Origin of the sequence: Afifella sp. H1R (genome assembly GCF_021462425.1) — a bacterium.
Taxonomy (GTDB): domain Bacteria; phylum Pseudomonadota; class Alphaproteobacteria; order Rhizobiales; family Afifellaceae; genus Afifella; species Afifella aestuarii.
In genome coordinates, this window is the sequence record NZ_JAKEDY010000001.1 from 2,139,414 (window position 1) to 2,162,030 (window position 22,617).

A 22,617-nucleotide genomic window follows, 5' to 3' on the forward strand; every position below is an offset into this window, starting at 1 on the left:
CCGGGACATCCTGGCGGCCCCGAAAAGTCTCAGCTCGCCCGCATCTGATCGACGTGTTCCACGACGCCCTTGATCTCGTCGAGGATCGCCGGGTCGTCGATCGTCGCCGGCATGCGGAAATCCTCGTGATCGACGATGTGGCGCATCGTGGCACGGAGGATCTTGCCCGAACGCGTCTTCGGCAGGCGATGCACGACATGCACCGTCTTGAAGGCGGCCACCGGTCCGATCTCCTCGCGCACCAGGCGGATGCACTCTTTCTGGATTTCCATCGGGTCGCGGTCGCGTCCCGCCTTCAGGACGACGAAGCCCATCGGCATCTGCCCCTTGAGCGCATCGGCGGCACCGATGACGGCGCATTCGGCGACGTCCGGATGGTTGGAGAGCACCTCCTCCATCGCGCCCGTCGACAGGCGATGACCGGCGACGTTGATGATGTCGTCGGTGCGCGACATGACGTAGACATAGCCCTCGTCGTCGAGCATGCCGGCATCGGCCGTCTTGTAATAGCCCGGGAACTCCAGGAGATAGCTCTCCTTGAAGCGCTCATCGGCGTTCCACAAGGTGGGCAGGCACGCCGGCGGCAGCGGCAGTTTGACGACGATGTTGCCGAGCGTGTTCGCGCCGACCGGATGGCCGGCATCGTCGAGGATCTCGATCTTGTAGCCCGGCATGGCGACCGTCGGCGAGCCGTACTTGACCGGCAACAGGCCGAGGCCGGCGGGATTGGCGGCGATCGCCCAGGCCGTTTCCGTCTGCCACCAATGGTCGATCACCGGCACGCCGAGCTGGTCCTGCGCCCAGCGGATCGTATCGGGATCGGCGCGCTCGCCCGCCAGAAACAGCGTGCGCATCTGGCTGAGATCGTAGCGGCCGACATGCTCGCCCTGCGGATCTTCCTTCTTGATCGCGCGAAAGGCCGTCGGTGCCGTGAAGAGCGCGGACACCTTGTGCTCCTCGATGACGCGCCAGAAGACACCGGCATCGGGTGTGCCGACCGGCTTGCCCTCGAAGACGATCGTCGTGCAGCCGTGCAGAAGCGGCGCGTAGACGATGTAGGAATGGCCGACGACCCAGCCGACATCGGAGGCAGCCCAGAAGACCTCGCCCGGATCGATGTCGTAGATCGCCTTCATCGACCATTTGAGCGCCACCATGTGCCCGCCATTGTCGCGCACGACGCCCTTGGGCCGTCCGGTCGTCCCGGAGGTGTAGAGGATGTAGAGCGGATCGGTCGCCGCGACCGGCACCGGCGGCACCTTCGTGCCGGCATTCTTGGCCGCCTCGACGAGCTCCAGGTAATCGTAGTCGCGCCCTTCGGTCAGCTCGCAGGGCCCCTGCTCGCGCTGCACGACCAGGCAGAACTCCGGCTGGTGACGGGCGATGTCGAGCGCATGGTCGAGAAGCGGCTTGTACTTCACCACCCGGTTCGGCTCGATGCCGCAGGAGGCGGAGATGATCGCCTTCGGCTCGCAATCGTTGACGCGCGTCGCAAGCTCGTTTGCCGCGAACCCGCCGAAGACCACCGAATGCACGGCGCCGAGCCTGGCGCAGGCGAGCATGGCGAAAAGCGCCTCCGGCACCATCGGCATATAGACGATGACGCGGTCGCCCTTTTCGACGCCCTTCTCGCGCAGCACGGCGGCCAGAGCTTCCACCTCGGAGAGGAGCTCCTGATAGGTGATCGTACGCTTCGCGCCGGTGATCGGGCTGTCGTAGATGATCGCCGGCTGGCCGGGACGGCCCCGCTCCACATGCCGGTCGACGCAATTGTAACAGGTGTTGGTTTCGGCGCCGGCAAACCAGCGCCCATACATGCCCATCTCGGGATCGAAGATCTTCTCGGCTGGCTTCGACCAGTCGATCTCCTCTCCGGCTTTGGCCCAGAAGGCTTCCGGATCCTCTTCCCAGGACTTGTAAACCTCGTGATATCGGCTCGTCATATGTGTTTCCTCCCCGTCAAGTGGTACATTCCGCAGGCCCGGCCGACAATCACCTCCTGGTAGCTCCGGCCTTGCTGCACCTTCGCTTCCGATTGCCCTTCGCTCAGCGAACGACAAAGACGGAAATATCGCTGTGCGTCGCGAGATAGCCGGCACGCGAGGAGAAAACGTGCTCGGCGAAACCGGGCACATGCGAAGCCATGACGACGAGATCGGCGCCCGTCGCATGAACCTGCTCGCTCAACGTCTGGTCTAGATCTCGCGTCGGATCGTGGCTTGTCACCGCCTTGGCTTCAAATGTAACGCCGTGCTTATCGCTCTGCCGGGCTGCGAATTCACTAAGTCTTTCGGCGAACTCTGCCGGATTATGTGAAAGAGAGCCGGGAAGGGCAGACGAGACACCCACCAGGACCAGGCGCGAGCCGTATTGTTTGGCAAAACCCGCGGCCGCCTCCAGGGCTCGATCGAGCTTGTCGGCATGAGCAAGATCCGCAGGCACGAGAATGGTTCGAAACATTTTAAGCCTCCCTGGTCGTGCTGTCCCTAAGCCTAGGTCATGTGGGCCGGAAGGAAACGCATCGAGCCGCTGGCTCGACGATACGCCGTCACGTGCGCACCGGCGCGGCATCCTGTCTCGCCCCCGCATCTCTCCCGCCGGCAATTCCTCGGGCCGCACCGCCGCAAGCTTCTTTGGAGGATATCGAAACCTCGCCATCAGGTTTCGTTTGCCGAGGCCTGAGGCTCTCCCTATATCTCGCCTTCGCGCGGCTGCCCGGTTCGACAGGAGTCACATTCCCCGGGGCCTTATCGATCTCGAAGGGAGCTGTCCCTGGTCTCGCCCGTGGGCTTGACCAAAACGGCGCCCACCTACTTTGTAGGTTTCCCGGGATCGTACACTCCACCGGCCATGGCGGCCGCGCTCTCAACCCCCTTCCTCATCGATTTTCTCATGGACGTCTCCTCAGCCAAGGCCAAGCTTCGCACGCAGGCATTGCTGCGGCGCGCAGCCCTCGGCGAGAGCGAGCGGCGCCTGCGCTCCGCCCACGCTGTCCGCCACATCGAAAAGCTCTTGCGTCCCGGAGAGACGGTGGCGCTTTTCTGGCCAATCCGCGACGAGATCGATCCGCGCCCGCTCCTGCCGCTGATCGCGGCACAGGACGGCACAGCGGCTTTGCCGGCAATCGTCGAGCAGCGTCTCGTCTTCCGCCATTTTCTCGATGAGGAAAGCCTCGAGGCCGGCACGTTCGGCACCCGCCACCCCTCGCCCCATCACGGCGAAGCGACGCCCGATCTGATCGTTGCGCCGCTCGCAGCCTTCGATCGCGTCGGCGGGCGGATCGGCTATGGCCGCGGCTATTACGACACGGCCGTGGCCGAGCTGCGGGAGCGCGGTCACGCACCGCGTCTTGTGGGGCTCGCCTTCTCGTGTCAGGAGGTCGATATTGTTCCCATGGAAGATCACGATATCCCCCTGCCCCTCATCGCCACCGAAGACGAGCTCATCGACACCACCGCCAAGCCCACGGAGGCCCTGTGAGGATCCTGTTTCTCGGTGACGTCGTCGGCCGGTCCGGCCGCAAGGCGGTCCGACATCACCTCCCCTCCATGGTCGACCGCTGGAAGCTCGATTTCGTCGTCGTGAACGGCGAGAACGCCGCTGGCGGCTTCGGCATCACCGAAAAGATCTTTCAGGAGCTTCTCGACGCCGGCGCCGATTGCATCACCACCGGCAACCACGCCTTCGATCAGAAGGAGGCGCTCGTCTTTGCCGAACGGCAGGAGCGGTTTCTGCGTCCGCTCAACTATCCGCCGCAGACGCCGGGCCGCGGCGCCAACATTTATACGGCCCGTTCCGGCGCGCGCGTCCTCGTCATCAACGTCATGGGACAGCTCTTCATGACCGCTCTCGATGACCCGATCGCCGCCGTGGAGCGGGAAATCGCGGCGATGCCACTCGGCCGCGACTGCGACGCCATCATCGTCGATTTCCACGCCGAAGCGACGAGCGAAAAGCAGGTCATGGCGGCTTTCCTCGACGGCCGGGCGAGCCTCGTCGTCGGCACGCATACGCATGTTCCGACCGCCGATTACCGCATTCAGCCGGGCGGCACGGCCATGATGACCGACATCGGCATGTGCGGCGATTACGATTCCATCATCGGCATGCAGAAAGACGAACCTCTGCACCGCGCTGTCACGAAAATCTCTTCCGGCCGTCTCGGGCCTGCCATGGAAGAAGCGACCTTGTCGGGGATCGCCGTCGACGTCGATGATACGACCGGGCTGGCGAAGAAGGTCGCGGCCGTGAGGCTCGGGCCGCATCTGGAAAGATCCGTCCCGACCTTCTGGACCGACGAAGACTGAGCCGACGAAGACGGGGCCGACCGCTCGCCGCCCCCGGACCGGTCGTCGAGAGAAAGGCGCGTGAAATGGTCGACCTGCCTTTGCACGGGCGCTGCTTTTGCGGCGCCATTCGCTTTGAGGCGAAAAGCGAACCCCTTCAGGTCTCCTGGTGCCATTGCCGCGATTGCCGTCGTCAGACGGGCGCGCCGGCCGTCGTCTGGGCCGGATTTCCGAGCGATCTCGTCGTCTGGCATGGCACACCGAAAGACCGGCAATCCTCTCCGGGCGTCACCCGCTCCTTCTGTGCCGATTGCGGCACGCCCCTGACCTATAGGGATTCCCGCCTGCCCGGCGAGATCTACATCCATGCCGGGCTTTTCGACGAGGCCGACCGCCTCTCGCCGGACCGCCACGCCTATGTGACGGCCAAACTCTTCTGGCTGCATCTCGACGACACTCTGGCGAAATACGACGACGACACCCGCCACCGCCCGGACGCGCCCCACCCCTGAGGCCGCATCCGCGGCCATTTCCTGGCTGAGATGAGCCACCGTCGCGCCGGCCATGTGCGATCGCCACGCCGGCGCAAGCGTTTTGCGGCTATGATGTGCGGATCAGATTCGGGAAGCCCCGAAGAGACGCCAGGGCCCGTCGTGCCGATTTACACAGTCACTCACCTCACGACCTATCGCTACCGGAAGCGGGTCGGCTTCGGGGAGCATCGCATGATGTTCCTGCCGCGCGAGGGGCACGACCAGCATCTCCTCTCCTCCACGCTCACCATCACGCCGGAGCCGGTCAGCCTGCGCTGGCACGACGATGCGCTCGGCAACCGCGTCGGCGTCGCGCGCTTCACAGGCGGCAGCACTTCCGTCCTCGCCACGTCGCTCGTCTTCGAAAGCGTCATCCGCGTCGCGCATTTCCGGGCACATCCCGCCGGCATCAATCTCGACGAGGAGGCGCGCTTCCTGCCGGTTTCGCTCAGCGACGCAGACAAGGAGGATCTGCGCCCCTTCCTTGTCCGCCGCTATCCCGACCCCGACGGCACATTGTTGCGCTGGGCGGAGGGCTTCCTCGACCCGTCGGAGCCGCTCCCGACCTTCGAGCTTCTGACCGCGATGATCCACGCGATCCGGCACGACCATGCCTATATTCGGCGCGACCACGGCATCCAGGATCCCGCCGAAACGCTCACGCTGCGCAGCGGAACCTGTCGCGATTTCACCGAATTGATGATCGAGGCTCTGCGCGCTCTCGGCCTGCCGGCGCGTTTCGTCTCCGGCTACCTCTATGTGCCGGCCCGCGACAGCCACGACATCCATGGCGGCGGCGCCACCCATGCCTGGGTGCAGGTCTATCTCCCCGGCGCCGGCTGGATCGACATCGACCCGACCAACGCCATCCTCGGCAATGAAGGCCTGATCCGGGTCGCCGTCGCCCGCGACCCGAGCGAGGCCCTGCCCCTGTCAGGCTCCTATCTCGGCATGCCGGACGACGATCTCGGCATGGAGGTGATGGTCAAGGTCGTGCGCGAGGAGTGAAACGCGAAATTTGCCTAAAATTCCACCTGCTGCGACGGGAACCGCGTGACCTTCCAACCACTTGAGAAGAAATGAAGATCAGAGCCGGTTTCGACATCGAATATGAGTGTGTGCAGCCGACGCCCATGCTGCTCGTCCTGTCGGTGCATCCCTCGCGGCTCCGCGATCTTGAGACCCCGCACCACATCACCTTCGACCCGGAAATCCCCTCGCGCGATTACCGTGACGATTTCGGCAACATCTGCACCCGCATCGTGGCCCCGGCCGGGCTTCTGCGCATGTCGACGCAATTCACCATCCGAGACGATGGCCTGCCCGACGAGGTCGCACCCGACGCCCGCCAGACGCCGGTGGACGAGCTTCCCGACGACGTGCTCATCTTCCTTCTCGGCAGTCGCTACTGCGAGACGGACCGGCTGACCGATCTCGCCTGGTCGCTCTTCGGGCATGTGGCGCCCGGCTGGCAGATGGTCGAAGCCATCTGCGACTACGCCCATGAGCGCATCACCTTCGATTATCTGAAGGCCGATCCGATGCGCAGCGCCGTGAACGGCAATTACGAACAGACGGGTGTCTGCCGCGATTTCGCCCATCTCGCCGTCGCCCTGTGCCGCTGCATGAACATTCCCGCCCGCTATTGCACGGGCTATCTCGGCGATATCGGCGTGCCGGAAGATCCGAACCCGATGGATTTCAGTGCCTGGTTCGAGGCCTATCTCGATGGTCGCTGGTACACGTTCGATGCCCGCCACAACCATCCGCGCATCGGCCGCATCCTGATGGCGCGCGGACGCGATGCGACCGACGTCGCGATCTCCACGAGTTTCGGCGCCTCGCGTCTCGCCGGCTTCAAGGTGATCACCGAGCAAATCGTCGAAGAGGCCGCCGCCTGAAATCCGCGCCGGCCGGTCACGCAATCCAGCCTCCCGCTTTGAAGAACCCCGATCGGGCCTTATGTGCACCGCAACGGAAACAACGGGAGTTCCCCCATGCTCGACACACCAGCGAAGACGAATCTGCCGACGAAACGCTTCGGCCGCACCGATATGCACATCACCCGCGTCGGCTTCGGCGCCTGGGCGATCGGCGGCCCCGACTGGGCCGTCGGCTGGGGCGCGCAGGACGATTCCGAATCCGTCGCCGCCATCCGTCACGCCGTATCCCGCGGCATCAACTGGGTCGACACCGCCGCCGTCTATGGTCTCGGCCATTCCGAAGAGGTGGTGAAGAAGGCGCTCGCCGATGTCCCGGCCAGCGAGCGCCCCTATGTCTTCACCAAATGCGGTCTCGTCTGGGACGAGAACGACCGCAAAAAAATGCCGGCGCGCATCGGCGCCGCCGACAGCCTGCGCCGCGAGGTGGAAGCCTCGCTGAAGCGCCTCGGCGTGGAGCGCATCGATCTCTATCAGATGCACTGGCCGGCCAATGACGGCACGCCGGTGGAGGAATACTGGCAGACGCTTCTGGAGCTGAAAAAGGAAGGCAAGATCCGCGCCGCGGGCCTCTCCAACCACAATGCCGAGCAGCTGCAAAAGGCGGAAGCCGTCGGGCATGTCGACACGCTGCAGCCGCCGTTTTCGGCGATCAAGCGCGAGGTGGCGGAAAAGGAACTGCCCTGGTGCGACGCACATGAGACGGGCGTCATCGTCTATTCGCCGATGCAGTCGGGCCTCTTGAGCGGCCGCTTCAGCGTCGAGCGCGCGCGGGCCCTGCCGGCAGACGACTGGCGCTCCAGAAATCCCGACTACACCGGCGAAAAGCTTGAAAAGAACCTGGCGCTTGCCGAGAGCCTGAAGCCGATCGCGGACAAGCACGGCACCACGGTGCCTGCCGTCGCCGTTGCCTGGACGCTCGCCTGGCCGGCCGTCACCGGGGCCATCGTCGGCGCCCGCAATCCGGGTCAGGTCGATGGCTGGATCGATGCCGCGTCTCTCGAACTGACCAAAGACGATCTCGCTGACATCGCCAAGGCCATCGAAACGACCGGTGCCGGCACCGGCCCGGCCATGCCGCAGGCCTGAACGATGTCGGCCACGAAAACGAAACTCCTCGGCCTGCCGGGGAGCCTTCGCCGCGAGAGCTATTCCCGCGCCGTTCTGCAGGGCCTCGCGGCGGACAATGATGGCACGGTCGAACTTCAGATCGGCCATGTCGATCTGCCGCTCTACAATGCCGATCTCGATGGCGACGACGCGCCGGAGGCGGTGCGCGAATTCCGTCAGGCGGTCGCGGCAAGCGATGGCCTCGTCATCGCCACGCCGGAATACAATCACGGCATTCCGGGCGTCTTGAAGAATGCCCTCGATTGGGCCTCCCGCCCGCGCGGTTCGTCCTCTCTCATGGGCAAGCCGGTTCTGGTCGTCTCTGCCTCACCCGCCTTCACGGGCGGTGTCAGGGCGCAGGCACAGCTCAACGAGACGCTCCACGCCGCCGAATGCCGGCTCGTCGGCGGGCCGCAGATCGTCATCGGCAATGTCGGAGACAGGGTGCGCGACGGTCGTCTCGTCGATCCCGCCATCCTCGATTTCGCCCGCGATGGTCTGAAGCGCCTGCAAGCCATGATTGCAGCCTGACACCCGCACAGAGGGGGCGCCTGAGGGCGCTCCCTCGAGACCTCTCTGCCGCCCTCTCTGCCGCGGCCTCCCGCCTCGCTTGCGCCTTGAAATAATTGCCTTTATCTGCCCCGAGCGCGGGCTGGCGGATGAGGACGATGAGCGAGCTGCAGATCCGGGATCAAAAGGAGGCGGACCGCCCGGCCGTCAAGGAACTGGTTCGCCGGGCCTTCCTGCAAAATCCGCACTCCGATGGCACCGAAGCCTTTCTCATCGAAGCTCTATGGACGCGCGGCACGGCGACGATCGCGCTCGTCGCGGAAGCCGATGGCCGCATCATCGGCCAGGCCGCCTTCTCGCCCGTGACCCTTGTCGGCGACGACGGTCAGGCCAGAACGGGCTGGCACGGGCTCGGCCCGATCGCCGTCCTCCCGGAGGTGCAGAGAAAGGGCGTCGGGTCGGTGCTCATGGAAGTGGGCCTGACGAAGCTCCGTGCGCTCGGCAGCGAGGGCTGCGTGCTCGTCGGCGATCCCGCCTATTACGAACGCTTCAGCTTCGAGACGTTTGCAGAGCTCAAAATGCCGGGCGTGCCGCCGGAAAACCTGCTCGCCCTTCCCTTCACCGACACTCTGCCGGCCGGCGAGATCATCTTCGACGAGGCCTTCCAGGCGACCTCGTAGGACGCTCGGGCTACGCCCGCTCGGCGCCGACCATCGCCTCCTGCAGCGACTGCGCGCTATAAGGCTTGCGCACTTTGTGCGTGGCGTCGAAAGGCGCGGGCAGTGCCGCCTGCTCGCCGTAGCCGGTCGCAAATGCAAACGGCACATCCATCTCCGCCAGCCGTTCGGCGATTTCGAGGCTCGTCTCCGCGCCGAGATTGACGTCGAGAAGCGCGAATTCCGGCGCCTGACGCTCGATCTCCTTCAGCGCATCCCGCACGCCGCTCGCGGTGCGGACATTTCCGACACCGAGCGACAGAAGCATCTGTTCGGTGTCGAGCGCGATGATCATGTTGTCTTCGACGACGAGAACGTCCATCGGAAGGGCGATCTCCCCCTCGTTGGCCCTGACGGCCTCTTTCACTGTGTCCACGACGATCTCGCTGCGTTGGAAATGTTTGGGCGGAATGACGAAGCGCGCCTTGAGGCCGGTCAGCTCGTAATCGACCTTCGCCTCGCCGCCGAGGTCGTGCACGATCGACTGCTCGATCACCGTGGAGCCGAAGCCGTAACGCCTCGGTGGCTTGACCGGCGGGCCGCCGCGCTCGCCCCAGTTGATGGTGAGCCGGCCGAGCGTATCGAAATCGGTCATGATGTCGATCTGGCCGCGGCTGTCCGACAGCGCGCCATATTTCGCCGAATTGGTGATGAGCTCGTGGATGACGAGGGCGACGGTCGTGAACGCCTCCGGCTGCACGAGCACGTCGGAGCCCGTCAGCACGACCCGGTCGGCCTTGCCGCCGAGATAGGCGCCCGCCTCCGTCGTCACCAGATTGCGGAATGAAGCCGGGCTCCAATCGTCCGAGGTGATCTGGTCGTGCGCACGCGCCAAAGCCTGGATGCGTCCACCGACGACGTCGGTAAAAGCTTCGATGCTGGTCGCGTCCTTGCTCTGGTTGATGACGCCGCGAATGAGGCTCAGGATATTGCGGACGCGATGGTTGAGTTCGGCGATGAGGAGCTTTTGCCGCTCCTGCGCGCGGCGCCGCTCCGCCTCCGTCAGATTGGAGAGCTGCAGGATGACTTCCAGAAGGCTGACGCGCAGGCCTTCGGCGATCCTCTCCTCCACGGGCGACCACGGCAGCGACTGCCCGCTCACGGTCTCCTTCCAGATCTCGAAGCTCTTGCGCGGCGTGAGCCGGGCCCCGAGCGGCCCGATGTTCACCGGCTTCTCCGGATTGCCCGCCCAATTGACGCTGCGCGTCACCTCTTTGCGGAAGAAGACGAGATAATCGCCCGGCTCCCGAGACAGCGGCACGACGAGCATACCGGCGGCGCGATCGGCAAAGCGCCGTGCAGGTTCGTATTTCGCCCCGATCTCGTGCTCGGCGCAGACCTCGTTCACGCCCCTGTCGCGCAGATGCGCCGCAAGCCCGGCAAAGTCGTCTTCATTTGGCGTCAGGCCCCGCAACGTGGCGCGCCCCTCCACCCACAGGCCGATGCCGTCGCAGACGAGAAGGTCGGCGATCTCGTCGAGATGATCGACGATGCTCTCAAACCGCGTCGCTTCGGTCGCCATCACGGCAACGAGCTGATTGTGCAGCTTGCTGGAGCGCTCCTCGTATTCGGATTCGGTCTGGCGCTCGCGGTTTTCCACCAGAAGCGAAAACATCTGGCCGAAGAGTTCCGCCGCCGTCCGCCGCTCGAAGGTGACGTGATGCGGCGCGTAATGATGGCAGGCGAACAAACCCCACAGCCGGCCTTCGCGCAGGATCGACACCGACATGGAGGCATCGACGCCCATATTCTGCAGATATTCGATATGGATGGGCGACACGCTGCGCAGAATGCTCATCGACAGATCGAGCGGCTCACCGTCGCGATCGAGCGCCGGCTCGACGGGCGAGGGTTCCGCCGAGATATCCGGGATGATCCGCAGCCAGTTCTTTTCGTAGAGAATGCGCGCCTGGCGCGGAATGTCGGTCGACGGATAATGCAGGCCGAGAAACGAGCCGATGCCGGAACGCGCCGATTCCGCGATCACCTCGCCCGACCCGTCATGATCGAAACGGTAGATCATCACCCGGTCGAAGCCGGTCAGAGCCTGCATTTCGCGCGCGGCGATGCGGTAGAAGTTCCGGAGATCGTCCGTGCGCTGCAGTCGCGCCACCATGCCCCGCACCATGGCGGCTGCATTGGCGGCGGGCTCGGCCACGGAGCGTTCGCACTCCACCACCACCTCGTCGCCGGAGAGATGCACCGCCATGTCGCAGACGAGGCCCGCTTCCGTGACCGTCACGCCGAAGGCGCGCGCCACCGTCTCGCCCATCACCGCGCCCTGCAGATTGTTGCGGATCGTGTGCACGGCCTGACCGAGAAAGACCTGGTCGATGGGCAGACCGACGAGGTCCTCGCCCGGACGTCCGAGCCACTCCGCCGCGTTGCGCGAGACGCGCGTCACCACCCAGCTCGAGCGCGACACGGCCACGAGGAATCCGAACGGCTGTACCGCCCCGAGAAGATGGATCGGCTCGCGATCGCAATTCGTCAGATCGACTTCGAATTGGGTCGGATCAGACATGGCCGGGCACCCGGTCGGCCTTTGCAACGCTCTCCGCTGCTGCATCGAAAAGCGCAAAGACGGCTTCGGCGCCCTTCACGGCCTCGTCCGGCGCGTCGTGCACGGCGGCCGATTCCTCCAGTCTTTCGACGAAGCTCGGCCACAATTTCCGGCCTTCGCCGTGACGAAGAAACCGTGAGGCCACCTTCATCCGCGGGCCTGCATCGGCAAGGATGTCTCGTGTCAGGATCTTCGCGCCGAGGCGCGAGCCTTCCAGCACATAGACCGCCCCCAGCATGAAGGCTTCGCCATGCATCTCAGGCGCAGAAACGGGTTGCGGGCGCTCCGCCCCAAGAATCTGGATGTCGTCGAGAAGCGCCGCACTCCGCCGGCGTTCGTCCCAGTCGGGAAGCAGCGCCTCGATGCCGGCCCCCTCCAGCGTCTCTTCGACGGGCAGGATCGCAGCCGCATTCGCGCGCAGAAACGAAGCATACCCCGTCTCGCCTTGAACGAGCATCGGATTGAGACGCGCTTCGACCTCGGCATGAAGCTCGGCCGTAGCGGCGTGCAGAAGAGCGCGGACAGACCTCAATGAAAGAATTTCCTAACGAACGGTCGGGTGCAACCGCATCACGTGCCACTGGCTGTTACGCCCAGATGCGGTGGGCGGAGCGAATCTGACGCACGAATTCGGCCAGCTCTGGGCAGCTAGCAAGCACGAACTCCGCGCCGCTGTCTGTTCACTTGTGAACACAAGGGAGGGGAAGGATACCGATTTACCCGCAAAGGGCGCGAAAAACCGGCCTTTTGCCGGCTTCCGACATTCCCCCGAGCCTCCTGCGGGAGCGACAACCCTGCGCAACGAGGCGACAAGCTCGCCTCCGGATGCGACGGAGTGCGGCACAATCGCCACAGATCATGGGTTGCGCTGTGTTCACTACCGCACATAAAAGCGGGCAACTGACGACACGCGCGGGACGAGCGCCAATGTTACACGATCCTGCCCGGGAGACTTCGGCGGAGACGCGCCCTCTCAACAATCTCCTGAAGGTGCTGAAGGACGAAGACTACGCCCTTCTCGCGCCGCATTTCCAGCTGCTGCACCGCCACAGCGACCATGTCATGTACAATCCGGGCGATAACGTCGACATCGTCTACTTTCCGTGCGGACCGGCGCTCGCCTCGTTTCTCGTCGCCAACGAGGACGGCGAAGACACCGAGACCATTCTGATCGGCCGCGAAGGCGCCGTCGGCGGCATCGTCAGCGCCGGTCGCCTCCCCGCATTCTCACGCATCATCGTGAAATTCGAAGGCCCGTTCGTCGGCCTGAAACTCTCGGAGCTCGAGGCGGCGAAGCAGAAATCGCGGGCGGTACGGCACCTCTTTGCGCGCTACGCCGATTGCCTGGTCGCACAGATGCTGCAGTCGATCACCTGCAACGCCATTCATTCCGTCGACCAGCGGGCGGCGAAATGGATCGTCGCGACGATGGAGCGGACAGGCGACCACATCGTTCCGCTGACGCATGAGCAGCTCGCCCGCATGCTCGGCGTCGGGCGCTCCTATACGAGCCGCGTCATGCAGACCTTCAAGGCGGAAGGCATTCTGGAAACGCAGCGCGGCTCGCTGCTCGTGCGCGATCATTCCGCACTCCATGCGCGCTCGTGCAAGTGCAACGATGCCGTCAAACATCATTTCGACGCCGTTCTCAAAGACGTCTATCCGGAGCCCGACCAGGAGGCCAATTGAGGGCGACGGGCCTCGCCGTGCGCCTTGGCCAACGCGCCGAAAACGGCGACGAGAGGCCGAACCCCGGTCAGTCGATCCGTCGCCGGCCGCCGCTCGACAGATCAGGCGATCAATTTAGCCGGCGTCCCTCCCACCGATTGAGCCGCGCCTGCAAGCGGGCTATGGCCTCTTCTCTTCCTGCCGGGTGACCCAGAACCATGAAAAATTCGGAACGGCGCATCAGCCGCTTCATCTTGGCTGCAATCGTCGGCGGCTTTCTCGTGCTGCTTGCCGCAGGCGTCAGCTTTCTGGTCGTGCTGCGCCAGACCCAGGTCAGTGCGGAATGGGTGGTGCACACGCAGGAAGTCGCCGCAAGCCTTGCCGAGCTCGGGGCTGCGCTCGAACGCTCTGAGACGGCACGGCGCGGCTATCTTCTCTCGGCGGACGAGCGTTTCGCCAACGCCTTCGAACAACTCGCCGGCGAAATCGAGACCCGCATGGATGCGGTGGAAGGCCGTATCACCGACAACACCGACCAGCAGAAACGCCTCGCGCAACTGCGCCAGCTCGTCGCCTCGCACCTCGCCTATGCCCGCGACACGCTGCAAAACCGCCGCCAGAGGGCGGACGCTGCGGCCGGCACGACGACGTTCGATGACGACGACATCGCCGTCATTCGCCGGGCCCGCGCCGCAGCCGCCGAGATGCTGCAGGCGGAAGAAGCTCTCCTCGTCGAGCGGCGCGCCCGCCAATTCCGCAACGTGCAGCTCTCTTATGTCGTCCTGGCGCTGTCGGGCATCGTTTTCATAGCCCTCGCAGGCGGCACGATCTGGGCGACCCGCCGCAACGTTCATGCCCTGACGACTGCCGGCGAGCGCCTGCAGCTTCTCAACGAAGACCTGGAATCGGCTGTCGGCGAGCGCACGGCGGAATTGCAGCGGGCGAACGACGAGATCCAGCGCTTCGCCTACATCGTCTCCCACGATCTGCGCTCGCCGCTCGTCAACGTCATGGGCTTCACCAGCGAGTTGGAGGTGGCCGTCAAGCCGCTCACCGAGCTCATCGCAAAAGCCCGCGAAGAGGCGCCCGATCTCGTCACCGAAGAGGTGCGGCAGACGATCGAGGAGGATCTTCCCGAGGCCATCGGCTTCATCCGCTCGTCGACGCAGAAGATGGACCGCCTCATCAATGCCATCCTGCATCTGTCACGGGCCGGGCGCCGGGTTCTGTCGCCGGAGAAGATCGACATGAACGGCCTCGTCTCCGGCATCGCCGACACGCTGCAGCACCGCCTGCAGGAGCTCGACGCCGAGATCCGCATCGAGCCGATACCGACATTGGTGACCGATCGCCTCGCCATCGAGCAGATCATCTCCAATCTCGTGGAAAACAGCGTCAAATACCTGAAGCCCGGCCGCCCCGGTCTCATCAAGGTGCGGGGCCGCCAGCAATCCGGGCGCATCATCATCGAGGTCCAGGACAACGGACGCGGCATCGATCCGAAGGATCACGAGCGCATCTTCGACCTCTTCCGCCGTTCCGGATCGCAGGATCAGCCGGGCGAAGGCATCGGGCTCGCACATGTCCGTGCTTTGGCCTACCGCCTGGGTGGAATGATCGAGTGCGATTCGAAGCTTGACGAAGGCGCAACCTTCCGCCTTTCAATGCCGCCAGAATTGCAGAAAGCGTAGGAACCCGTCGTGTCGAGCCATCAACCGGTCACCATCATCATGATCGAAGACGATGAGGGGCATGCGCGTCTCATCGAAAAGAACATCCGGCGCGCCGGTGTGAACAACCCGGTGCTGCATTTTGTCGAGGGAACGGCCGCCGTCGAATTCCTCTTCAACAGCCCCGAGGGTCCGACCCACAACGGCCCCGCGCTCGTGCTTCTCGATCTCAACCTGCCCGACATGAGCGGCACCGACATCCTGAAAAGGATGAAGGAGGAAACGAGCCCGCTCCGACGCACGCCCGTCGTGGTTTTGACGACCACCGACGACAAGATGGAGATCGAGCGCTGCTACGATCTTGGCGCCAACGTCTATATCACCAAGCCCGTCGAGTACGAATCCTTCGCCCAGGCGATCCGTCAGCTCGGCCTGTTCATTTCGGTTATCCAGGTTCCCGAACCCGAAATCGAAGCCTGATTTACCCCTTGAAGACCGGATGAAATGCCGCGCATTCTTTATATCGACGACGACGAGGGGCTGCGGCGCCTGACGCGCCGCGCGCTTGCCCGCCGAGGTTACGAACTCACCACCGCCGGAAGTGCCGACGAAGGCCTCGCCCTTCTTGAGAAAGACAGGTTCGATCTCGTCGCCATCGACCATTACATGCCCGGCAAGACGGGGCTCGACGCGCTTCCTCTCATCAACGCGCTGCCCTCGCCTCCCCCGGTCGTCTATGTCACCGGTTCGGAGGAGAGCTCCGTCGCCGTCGCCGCCCTCAAGGCTGGCGCGCGCGATTACGTGGTGAAGACGGTCGGCGAAGAGTTCTTCGACCTTCTGGCCTCCTCCTTCGCGACGACGCTCGAACATCAGCGTCTGGTCGCGGCCCAGCATGAGGCGGAGCACGCGCTCAAAGCCTCCAATGAGCGCCTCTCGGCGCTTCTGCGCGAGGCCAACCACCGCGTCGCCAATTCGCTTCAGATCGTCTCTTCCTTCATCCAGATGCAGGCCAACGCCGTCGAGGCGGAAGAGGCGAAGATCGCGCTCAAGGACACCCAGCAGCGCGTTTATGCGATCGGCCAGGTGCATCGCCGGCTCTACACCTCGCAGGACATCAACAGCGTCGACATGGGCGATTATCTGAGCGCGCTCACCGCCGGCCTGGAAGAGACCTGGTCGAGCGAGACCGCGGCGCGGCGCGTCCATCTCACCACCGACGGGCTGCGCCTCACCACCGATCAGGCCGTCTCGCTGGGCGTCGTCGTCAACGAGCTCGTCTCCAATGCCTGCAAATACGCCTACGGAGAGGAAGAGGACGGCGACATCCGCGTCGACCTCACGACCCTGCCGGGCGGCTTCCGCCTCAGCGTCGAGGACGACGGCAAAGGCTTCAACGGCGCAGCGACTCCCACCGGCACGGGTCTCGGCACCAAGCTCGTCACCGCCATGGCGAGGAGCCTGAATGCCGAGATGTCTTATGAAGGCGGGCCACCGACCCGCATTCTGCTGGTCAAAACGGCGTAGCGCTGGAGAGCGCCTCGCCGGCCGATTTTTTTCACCGCCCACGGTTTTTCACCGCCCACGGTTTTTCACCGCCCGCGTGTCTTCACCGCCCGTGGGTCTTCACCGCCCGTGGGTCTTCACCGCCCGTGGGTCTTCACCGATTGTCGAGCTGTGCCCGCACGCTGCGGCGGCCCCGTTCAGAGATCTGATAGGGCGCGCCGCCGCGCGATTCGATCAGCCCCTTCGACAGAAGCCGGGAAAAGACCGGCAAGGTGCAATCGGAGAGCACGAAACCGTCGCGGGTGAAACAGGTGACGTGGGTGATCTTGCGACCACCGCTTCGTTCATGACGGATGCGTCCGCCCTGAGCGAGCGCGTGCAACACGCGCTGCTCGAACTTCGAGATATTCATGGAAAATGCCTGGATCGGAGAAAGCACGGGGCAGAGCGCGCACGCCGCCCTCAGGCCGCGCCCGTTCGTTCTGCCGCTTCGCGTCTCCACCTGGATAAACGTCCAGGGGAGCCTCAGAGGGCTCTGACAATCTCCAGCATCAAGGCTCCATCGCGCGGCAAAACCCCGCGCGTTGCCTCAGCACCTACTCACAGGCATCAATTGCGGCAAGTGACCGCTATGCCGCAGGCGCAAAATGCGGCGCGGCGACAGTCGATCGTCTCCTTCCCCACCTAGACGCCTTCGCCACTCCCCATTATATCCTCCGTTCCCCAGAGACATTCACGACAAGACGCAGGTAAAACCGCAATGGCGGGCCATTCACAGTTCAAGAACATCATGCACCGCAAGGGCCGCCAGGATGCGGCCCGCTCCAAGCTGTTCTCCAAATTGTCGAAGGAGATCACCGTCGCCGCCAAGGTCGGCGACCCCGATCCGAATTCGAATCCGCGCCTGCGCCTGGCCGTGCAGAATGCCAAGGCGCAGTCGATGCCGAAGGACAACATCGAGCGTGCGATCCAGAAGGCGACCGGCGGCGACGGCGACAATTACGAAGAGATCCGTTACGAGGGCTATGGCCCGGGCGGCGTCGCCTTCATCGTCGAGGCGATGACCGACAACCGCAACCGCACGGCCGGCGCGGTGCGCTCCTATTTCGCCAAGAACGGCGGCTCGCTCGGTGAAACCGGCTCCGTCGCCTTCATGTTCGAGCGTGTCGGCGAGATTTATTACCCGGCCTCTGCCGGCGACCCGGAGAAGGTGCTCGAAGCCGCGATCGAAGCCGGCGCGAGCGACGTCGAAAGCGACGAGGAAGGCCACACCATCCTCACCGAGTTCGAGGATCTGGGCGACGTCTCCTCCGCGCTGGCCGAAACGCTCGGCGATGCGGAATCCGTGCGCGCCATCTGGAAGCCGCAGACCCTGACGCCGGTCGACGAAGAAAAGGCCGGTACGCTGATGAAGCTCATCGCCACGCTCGAAGACGACGACGACGTGCAGAACGTCTATGCGAACTTCGACGTCGATGCCGATGTCATGGAGCGGCTCTCCGCCGCCTGAGCATCGGAGAAGCGCGGCTTCGGAAAGACCGCGCCAAAATCGGCAGCCGGCATCCGGCCGGCTGCATCGCACGCTTACCGCAGCACCCCGTCGAAGGCGGGCGAAGCCATGATGGCGGCGGCGACGATGAGGCCGAGCGCCACCCTCCGGAACACTTTTTCGGAGGCAAAGCCGAACATCTTCTGTCCGAGAATGAGCGCGACGAAATAGACGGGCGCGGCGATCGCTGCGCGGATCAGCGCGTCTTCGCTGAAGATGCCGTTCGCCCAGAACGACAGCCCCGTGATCACCGTCGACAGCGCGAAGAAGACGATGAGATTGGCGCGAATTTCCGCCGCCGCCTCGTGCCCGCTCATCCAATAGACGACGACCGGCGGCCCGGAGAGCTGCGTCGCACCGCCGAGAACCCCCGACAGCATGCCGACGCCGAAGGCGGAGGCGGGGCGCCGTGGCCCGGTGAAGCGCAGGCCGGAGCCGAGCAGGACGACGAGCGCGAGAACCACCCCCGACATGCCCCAGCGCAAGACGAGCGGATCGGCTGTCGCAAGGAGATAGGCGCCGAAGGGCGCGCACAGCGCAACACCGCCTGCCGCCGGCAGGACGGAGCGGTAATTGCACACCCGCAAAGCTGGAATGAGGATGGGAAGCGTCGGCAGGGAATCGATCGCCCACAAGACGATGACCGCGGCGCGAGGTCCGATCAGAGATCCTGCAAAGGGGACGAAGACGAGGCCGGCGCCGAACCCGGCAAAGCCTCTGACGGTGCCGGCAACGAGCACCACCAGGGTCAAAGAAAGGGTGGCGGGATCACCCGCCACCGTCAGAAACTTCTCCACAAGCCCTCCCGAAAACTCAGCTGCTCACAACTGAGCTCACGCGAGATCAGGTGACGTCGCTCGACTTCAAATTCTTGAGCTTGGCGAAAACCGAATCCGGATCGATGTCGGGCTCGCGCTCGTGTCCGGTATCGCTTTCGGAAGGCTGCGGACGGCGCGTCGTCTCTTCCGCGGACAGAAGGCGTGCGCCCTCTTCTTCCACGGCCGGGGCGTTTTTCGCCGCTTTGCGGACTTCGAGGTCGAGTTCGAGCTGCGAGCACAGGCCGAGCGTGACGGGATCGGCCGGCTGCAGGTTCGCCGAGTTCCAATGCGTGCGCTCGCGGATCGCCTCGATCGTCGGCTTCGTCGTGCCGACGAGACGGATGATCTGCGAATCCTTCAGTTCCGGATGGTTGCGCACCAGCCACAAAATGGCGTTCGGCCGGTCCTGCCGCTTGGAAACGGGCGTATAGCGCGGGCCGCGCCGCTTCGTCTCCGGCACGCGCACTTTGGAGACCAGGATTTTCATCCGATAGGTCGGATCGCGCTCGGCCTTTTCGATCTCATCGCGCGCCAGCTGTCCGCCGATCACCGGATCGATCCCTTTGATACCCTGGGCGGCGTCACCATCGGCGATCGCTTTGACTTCGAGAGGGTGCAGCCGGCAGAAATGTGCGATCTGCTCGAAGGTGAGCGAAGTATTGTCGACCAGCCATACGGCGGTCGCTTTCGGCATCAGAGGCGTTGACGCCATGGCATGATCCTCCTGTGTTCTCTGCCGGAGGGTCTCCGGCAGAGCGTGATTCACGTCGGTGGACGGGAAGTTGCCCGACATATACGGGCACCCGGCGAAGCACGCAATGCGCCGTTGCGATAAGCTTGAGGTCGCAAAGCTATGCGCGCGGATCGACTTTCAAGACGATCTTGCCGACATGTTCAGCATCAATCATCTGGTGCGCTTCCACGACATCGGCAAATGGCACCACCGCGTGAATGACCGGCGTGTAGCGTCCAGCCGCGATCGCCGGCCACACCGTTTCCTCCAGCATGCGCGCGAGTTCGGCCTTCGCTTCCACCGATTGCGGCCGCAAGGTCGAGCCCGTCAGGATGAGCCGTTTCTGCATGATCAGCGCGAGATCGAGCTCCACGCGCTGCCCTTTGAGAAACGCGATCTGCACGACCCGTCCGTCGACCGCCGCCGCCTGCAAATTGCGCTGCGTATAGCTGCCGCCGACCATGTCGAGGATGACGTCAGCGCCATCGCCGCCGGTAAACTCGCGCACCACCTCGACGAAATCTTCGCTGTTGTAATTGATCGCCCGGTCGGCGCCGATGCGCCTGGCCGCCTCGCAGCGTTCATCCGATCCCGCCGTTACCAGCACATGGGCGTTGAAGGCCTTGGCGAGCTGGATCGCCGTCGTGCCGATGCCCGACGTGCCGCCATGAACGAGAAGCGTCTCGCCGGGCCTGAGCGAGCCGCGCTCGAAGACATTGTGCCAGACGGTAAAAGTCGTTTCCGGCAAGGCCGCGCCTTCGATGAGCGACAGGCCTTGCGGCAGCGGCAGAGCGTTCGTCTCCGCCACCGTCGCATATTCGGCGTAGCCCCCGCCGGGCAGTAGCGCCACCACCGCATCGCCGACGCTGAAGCGTTCCGCGCCCTCGCCTGCCGCCACCACGTGACCGGAGATTTCGAGCCCCGGAATATCGGAAGCCCCCTTCGGCACGGGATAGCGGCCGAGCCGCTGCAGGACGTCCGGCCGGTTGATGCCTGCCGCCGCGACCTTGACGAGAAGCTCGCCTTCTCCCGGCTGCGGCACGGCGCGCTCTTCGAGCGCCAGCACCTCCGGCCCGCCCGGCTCGGTGATGGCAACGGCTTCCATCGTCTGCGGAATGTTCATGCATCCTCCCCACAATCTGAGTTCAACCTAGTGCGGGAAAGTCGGATTTTGAATGGGTGAAGCGTCGACAATGAAACGCTGACAGCCAGCGGATGCAGCGTTATCCTTCGCGCCAAAGGCCGAAACCAGATGGGCGACGATGTTTGCAGACGACGACAGGCCGGTGAAAAAGCCGGTCCATACGGTGGGGGAAGACCTCTCGCTCCTTTCAGAACACGAGCTCGAAGAACGCATCGCGCTTTGCGAGGCCGAGATTGGGCGCATCCGACAGGAGCTGACGCGCAAGCAGGGGGGACGCGCCGCAGCAGACGCAGTTTTCAAGCGCTGAGGGCCGATCGTTCGGCTTGTCGTTCCCCGCTTAACCGCGGATTAACCTTTCTAATTTCTAATGACACCATCCAATCAGGTTTGGATCTGAGTGATCCTGTTCACTCTGTTTGACGCCTCCCTGTATCAGCCTAAGAGCCGCCCAGCGGCTCTTTTTTTAGGCCGCGTCGCAATCTTTACTATTTGATTACAATCCGTTTGAATTCGGCCTCGTCGGGGTGTCGAACTGGCTCCACGATCGAGAAGCCGGTGGAGAACCCGGCTCCCGCACTTGCCGAGGCGCGGCCCTCGGCTTTGAATAGCCAAAAGGGATCAAGTCCATGCGTCAAACGGGTAGCCGCGAAGAGCCACTGTCTTTCGGGCGCGCATATGCGCATTCGCAGACATTCAGCGAATTGTTCCAGGCGGGCATGCAGCTCGTCGAGGAGACGGCAGCCTATCTCGATGGGGACGGGCGGGCCGCCGCGTCCGGGCTCAATCGTCCCGCGTCCATCGTCTATGCAACGGAATCCATGCGTCTCACCACGCGGCTGATGCAGCTCGCCTCCTGGCTCCTCCTGCATCGCGCGGTAAACGAAGGTGAGATGACGCTCGACCAGGCGGCGGAAGAAAAGCACAAGATCCGCCTCGATCAGGCGCTGACCGCCATGCGCGGTCCCGGCTGGGACGAGCTTCCGGAAGGGTTCAAGGCGCTGATCGACCGCTCCGTGTCCCTGCAGAAGCGGGTGCAGATGATCGACGCGGCGCTTTTCGACGATGGTCGTTCGACCCTGGAGGAAGCGCCGAGCCCGGTGGCAAGTCAGCTTGCAGCCCTTCAGGACGCCTTCGAGAAACGTGTCGGCTGACGCCTGCACGGCAAAGCACGCTCGAGCCGCCCCGCGGAACGACGCCCCGCGAAACGACGCCCCTCGCCAGGGCGCAGTTTCGGCTCGCATATCGGCATTGCCGGCTCCCTTCGCCGACGCTGCCTACGAAGATGCCGCCGACAAAGATGCCGCAGATAAAAATCGCGCCAGCAAAAAAGGCCGCCCCTTCGGAGCGGCCTTTTCGATTCTGACGTTCAACGAACGCAGGCGGCGTTTTGCGGCTGCCGCGCCTTGCCGCCCCTTTCGGAGCGGGCCCTTACGGAGCGGCCAACGCGACTTAGCCGAGGAAGCCGGCGTACTTGTTCTTGAAGCGCGACAGGCGACCGCCGCGGTCGATGAGGTGCTGGCCGCCGCCGGTCCAGGCCGGATGCGTCGAAGGATCGATATCGAGCTGCAGCGAGGCACCATCCTCACCATAGGTCGAACGGGTCCAGTATTCCGTGCCGTCGGTCATCACGACCTTGACCGGATGATAATCCGGATGGATGTCTTTCTTCATGTCTCGTCTCGTCGGTTGGAGCGGACCGCCAGCCTTCGGCGCTCTCGCCCAAGGCCCGTGCCCTTCGTCGCTGCGCCCATCGTCACGCCGCGGCTTTCACCGCGCAGAAAGGCAATTGTCGTCGGCGATATACAGAAGCCGGCATGCGCTATCAAGTCCGTGCAGCAACCCTTGCACCACATGTCCAATCGTGCTCCCTGCAA

24 protein-coding genes and 1 other RNA gene are annotated in these 22,617 nt (G+C 64.3%); 16 read left to right on the forward strand and 9 right to left on the reverse strand.

Going from position 1 to position 22,617, the window contains the following annotated elements; translation table 11 throughout:
* Positions 1–29: 29 nt before the first annotated feature.
* Both L0F51_RS10130 and L0F51_RS10135 read right to left on the reverse strand, forming a co-directional pair.
* Positions 30–1,943 carry a propionyl-CoA synthetase gene (locus L0F51_RS10130; RefSeq protein WP_234629040.1) on the reverse strand — a complete coding sequence of 638 codons (1,914 nt, stop codon included), beginning with the start codon at positions 1,941–1,943 and terminating at the stop codon, positions 30–32.
* Positions 1,944–2,046: 103 nt separating this feature from the next.
* Positions 2,047–2,460 (reverse strand): universal stress protein, encoded by a 414-nt coding sequence (locus L0F51_RS10135; protein WP_234629041.1) that lies wholly within the window; start codon positions 2,458–2,460, stop codon positions 2,047–2,049.
* 245 nt (positions 2,461–2,705) lie between these two features.
* Here L0F51_RS10135 and ssrS point away from each other — a divergent pair.
* The 9 genes from ssrS to L0F51_RS10180 all read left to right on the forward strand — a co-directional run bounded on the left by ssrS (position 2,706) and on the right by L0F51_RS10180 (position 9,059).
* Positions 2,706–2,864: non-coding RNA, 6S RNA (ssrS, locus tag L0F51_RS10140), on the forward strand.
* A gap of 28 nt (positions 2,865–2,892) precedes the next feature.
* A complete protein-coding gene (locus tag L0F51_RS10145) occupies positions 2,893–3,480 on the forward strand; it encodes a 5-formyltetrahydrofolate cyclo-ligase (protein ID WP_234629042.1) in 588 nt (195 codons plus the stop codon).
* A complete protein-coding gene (locus L0F51_RS10150; RefSeq protein WP_234629043.1) occupies positions 3,477–4,307 on the forward strand; it encodes a TIGR00282 family metallophosphoesterase in 831 nt (276 codons plus the stop codon). Before L0F51_RS10145 ends, L0F51_RS10150 begins: the two co-directional genes overlap by 4 nt.
* A 65-nt stretch (positions 4,308–4,372) precedes the next feature.
* Positions 4,373–4,798, forward strand: a complete 426-nt coding sequence (locus L0F51_RS10155) for a GFA family protein (RefSeq protein WP_234629044.1) — start codon at positions 4,373–4,375, stop codon at positions 4,796–4,798.
* 141 nt (positions 4,799–4,939) lie between these two features.
* On the forward strand, positions 4,940–5,827 hold the full coding sequence (locus tag L0F51_RS10160) for a transglutaminase family protein (protein ID WP_234629045.1): 888 nt from the start codon (positions 4,940–4,942) through the stop codon (positions 5,825–5,827).
* Positions 5,828–5,898: 71 nt separating this feature from the next.
* Positions 5,899–6,720: a transglutaminase family protein gene (locus tag L0F51_RS10165; protein WP_234629046.1), complete on the forward strand. Its 822-nt coding sequence runs from the start codon at positions 5,899–5,901 to the stop codon at positions 6,718–6,720.
* Between the two features lie 96 nt (positions 6,721–6,816).
* Positions 6,817–7,848, forward strand: a complete 1,032-nt coding sequence (locus L0F51_RS10170) for an aldo/keto reductase (protein WP_234629047.1) — start codon at positions 6,817–6,819, stop codon at positions 7,846–7,848.
* 3 nt (positions 7,849–7,851) lie between these two features.
* Positions 7,852–8,400, forward strand: coding sequence for an NADPH-dependent FMN reductase (locus tag L0F51_RS10175; protein ID WP_234629048.1), 549 nt, complete (start codon positions 7,852–7,854; stop codon positions 8,398–8,400).
* A 137-nt stretch (positions 8,401–8,537) separates the two neighbouring features.
* Complete coding sequence (locus L0F51_RS10180) at positions 8,538–9,059, forward strand: GNAT family N-acetyltransferase (protein WP_234629049.1); 522 nt, start codon at positions 8,538–8,540, stop codon at positions 9,057–9,059.
* Between the two features lie 10 nt (positions 9,060–9,069).
* Here the strand turns inward: L0F51_RS10180 and L0F51_RS10185 are convergent, their stop codons facing one another.
* Both L0F51_RS10185 and L0F51_RS10190 read right to left on the reverse strand, forming a co-directional pair.
* Positions 9,070–11,619: an HWE histidine kinase domain-containing protein gene (locus L0F51_RS10185; protein WP_234629050.1), complete on the reverse strand. Its 2,550-nt coding sequence runs from the start codon at positions 11,617–11,619 to the stop codon at positions 9,070–9,072.
* The gene (locus L0F51_RS10190) at positions 11,612–12,190 is read right to left on the reverse strand and encodes a biliverdin-producing heme oxygenase (protein WP_234629051.1); all 579 of its coding nucleotides are present in this window, start codon (positions 12,188–12,190) and stop codon (positions 11,612–11,614) included. Before L0F51_RS10190 ends, L0F51_RS10185 begins: the two co-directional genes overlap by 8 nt.
* Before the next feature lie 395 nt (positions 12,191–12,585).
* On the opposite strand from L0F51_RS10190, the gene L0F51_RS10195 reads away from it, so the two are divergent.
* The 4 genes from L0F51_RS10195 (at position 12,586) to L0F51_RS10210 (ending at position 16,520) form a co-directional block, all read left to right on the forward strand.
* Positions 12,586–13,347 carry a Crp/Fnr family transcriptional regulator gene (locus L0F51_RS10195; protein WP_234629052.1) on the forward strand — a complete coding sequence of 254 codons (762 nt, stop codon included), beginning with the start codon at positions 12,586–12,588 and terminating at the stop codon, positions 13,345–13,347.
* Between the two features lie 197 nt (positions 13,348–13,544).
* The gene (locus tag L0F51_RS10200; RefSeq protein WP_234629053.1) at positions 13,545–15,017 is read left to right on the forward strand and encodes an ATP-binding protein; all 1,473 of its coding nucleotides are present in this window, start codon (positions 13,545–13,547) and stop codon (positions 15,015–15,017) included.
* Positions 15,018–15,056: 39 nt separating this feature from the next.
* A complete protein-coding gene (locus L0F51_RS10205) occupies positions 15,057–15,476 on the forward strand; it encodes a response regulator (protein ID WP_200170620.1) in 420 nt (139 codons plus the stop codon).
* Positions 15,477–15,500: 24 nt separating this feature from the next.
* On the forward strand, positions 15,501–16,520 hold the full coding sequence (locus tag L0F51_RS10210) for a histidine kinase dimerization/phosphoacceptor domain -containing protein (protein WP_234629054.1): 1,020 nt from the start codon (positions 15,501–15,503) through the stop codon (positions 16,518–16,520).
* A gap of 133 nt (positions 16,521–16,653) precedes the next feature.
* Here the strand turns inward: L0F51_RS10210 and L0F51_RS10215 are convergent, their stop codons facing one another.
* Positions 16,654–16,911, reverse strand: coding sequence for a YjhX family toxin (locus L0F51_RS10215; protein WP_128290985.1), 258 nt, complete (start codon positions 16,909–16,911; stop codon positions 16,654–16,656).
* A 348-nt stretch (positions 16,912–17,259) separates the two neighbouring features.
* On the opposite strand from L0F51_RS10215, the gene L0F51_RS10220 reads away from it, so the two are divergent.
* The gene (locus L0F51_RS10220; RefSeq protein WP_128290984.1) at positions 17,260–18,009 is read left to right on the forward strand and encodes a YebC/PmpR family DNA-binding transcriptional regulator; all 750 of its coding nucleotides are present in this window, start codon (positions 17,260–17,262) and stop codon (positions 18,007–18,009) included.
* A gap of 74 nt (positions 18,010–18,083) precedes the next feature.
* On the opposite strand, the gene L0F51_RS10225 is transcribed toward L0F51_RS10220, so the two are convergent.
* The 3 genes from L0F51_RS10225 to L0F51_RS10235 form a co-directional block, all read right to left on the reverse strand.
* Positions 18,084–18,845, reverse strand: a complete 762-nt coding sequence (locus L0F51_RS10225) for a sulfite exporter TauE/SafE family protein (RefSeq protein WP_234629055.1) — start codon at positions 18,843–18,845, stop codon at positions 18,084–18,086.
* 46 nt (positions 18,846–18,891) lie between these two features.
* A complete protein-coding gene (locus L0F51_RS10230) occupies positions 18,892–19,578 on the reverse strand; it encodes a DUF1013 domain-containing protein (RefSeq protein WP_092815458.1) in 687 nt (228 codons plus the stop codon).
* Positions 19,579–19,717: 139 nt separating this feature from the next.
* A complete protein-coding gene (locus L0F51_RS10235) occupies positions 19,718–20,722 on the reverse strand; it encodes an NAD(P)H-quinone oxidoreductase (RefSeq protein ID WP_234629056.1) in 1,005 nt (334 codons plus the stop codon).
* Between the two features lie 139 nt (positions 20,723–20,861).
* On the opposite strand from L0F51_RS10235, the gene L0F51_RS10240 reads away from it, so the two are divergent.
* Both L0F51_RS10240 and L0F51_RS10245 read left to right on the forward strand, forming a co-directional pair.
* Positions 20,862–21,050, forward strand: a complete 189-nt coding sequence (locus L0F51_RS10240) for a DUF1192 domain-containing protein (RefSeq protein WP_234629057.1) — start codon at positions 20,862–20,864, stop codon at positions 21,048–21,050.
* Between the two features lie 319 nt (positions 21,051–21,369).
* Positions 21,370–21,894, forward strand: a complete 525-nt coding sequence (locus L0F51_RS10245) for a DUF1465 family protein (protein WP_234629058.1) — start codon at positions 21,370–21,372, stop codon at positions 21,892–21,894.
* A 298-nt stretch (positions 21,895–22,192) separates the two neighbouring features.
* Here the strand turns inward: L0F51_RS10245 and rpmE are convergent, their stop codons facing one another.
* The gene (gene rpmE, locus L0F51_RS10250) at positions 22,193–22,414 is read right to left on the reverse strand and encodes a 50S ribosomal protein L31 (protein ID WP_092816464.1); all 222 of its coding nucleotides are present in this window, start codon (positions 22,412–22,414) and stop codon (positions 22,193–22,195) included.
* Between the last annotated feature and the right edge of the window lie 203 nt (positions 22,415–22,617).

Coding starts and splice junctions, on each gene's coding strand:
- L0F51_RS10130 (WP_234629040.1), bottom strand. CDS start 1,943: ATGACGAGCCGATATCACGAGGTTTACAAGTCCTGGGAAGAGGATCCG.
- L0F51_RS10135 (WP_234629041.1), bottom strand. CDS start 2,460: ATGTTTCGAACCATTCTCGTGCCTGCGGATCTTGCTCATGCCGACAAG.
- L0F51_RS10145 (WP_234629042.1), top strand. CDS start 2,893: ATGGACGTCTCCTCAGCCAAGGCCAAGCTTCGCACGCAGGCATTGCTG.
- L0F51_RS10155 (WP_234629044.1), top strand. CDS start 4,373: ATGGTCGACCTGCCTTTGCACGGGCGCTGCTTTTGCGGCGCCATTCGC.
- L0F51_RS10165 (WP_234629046.1), top strand. CDS start 5,899: ATGAAGATCAGAGCCGGTTTCGACATCGAATATGAGTGTGTGCAGCCG.
- L0F51_RS10170 (WP_234629047.1), top strand. CDS start 6,817: ATGCTCGACACACCAGCGAAGACGAATCTGCCGACGAAACGCTTCGGC.
- L0F51_RS10175 (WP_234629048.1), top strand. CDS start 7,852: ATGTCGGCCACGAAAACGAAACTCCTCGGCCTGCCGGGGAGCCTTCGC.
- L0F51_RS10180 (WP_234629049.1), top strand. CDS start 8,538: ATGAGCGAGCTGCAGATCCGGGATCAAAAGGAGGCGGACCGCCCGGCC.
- L0F51_RS10185 (WP_234629050.1), bottom strand. CDS start 11,619: ATGTCTGATCCGACCCAATTCGAAGTCGATCTGACGAATTGCGATCGC.
- L0F51_RS10195 (WP_234629052.1), top strand. CDS start 12,586: ATGTTACACGATCCTGCCCGGGAGACTTCGGCGGAGACGCGCCCTCTC.
- L0F51_RS10200 (WP_234629053.1), top strand. CDS start 13,545: ATGAAAAATTCGGAACGGCGCATCAGCCGCTTCATCTTGGCTGCAATC.
- L0F51_RS10205 (WP_200170620.1), top strand. CDS start 15,057: ATGATCGAAGACGATGAGGGGCATGCGCGTCTCATCGAAAAGAACATC.
- L0F51_RS10210 (WP_234629054.1), top strand. CDS start 15,501: ATGCCGCGCATTCTTTATATCGACGACGACGAGGGGCTGCGGCGCCTG.
- L0F51_RS10215 (WP_128290985.1), bottom strand. CDS start 16,911: ATGAATATCTCGAAGTTCGAGCAGCGCGTGTTGCACGCGCTCGCTCAG.
- L0F51_RS10220 (WP_128290984.1), top strand. CDS start 17,260: ATGGCGGGCCATTCACAGTTCAAGAACATCATGCACCGCAAGGGCCGC.
- L0F51_RS10230 (WP_092815458.1), bottom strand. CDS start 19,578: ATGGCGTCAACGCCTCTGATGCCGAAAGCGACCGCCGTATGGCTGGTC.
- L0F51_RS10235 (WP_234629056.1), bottom strand. CDS start 20,722: ATGAACATTCCGCAGACGATGGAAGCCGTTGCCATCACCGAGCCGGGC.
- L0F51_RS10240 (WP_234629057.1), top strand. CDS start 20,862: ATGTTTGCAGACGACGACAGGCCGGTGAAAAAGCCGGTCCATACGGTG.
- L0F51_RS10245 (WP_234629058.1), top strand. CDS start 21,370: ATGCGTCAAACGGGTAGCCGCGAAGAGCCACTGTCTTTCGGGCGCGCA.
- rpmE (WP_092816464.1), bottom strand. CDS start 22,414: ATGAAGAAAGACATCCATCCGGATTATCATCCGGTCAAGGTCGTGATG.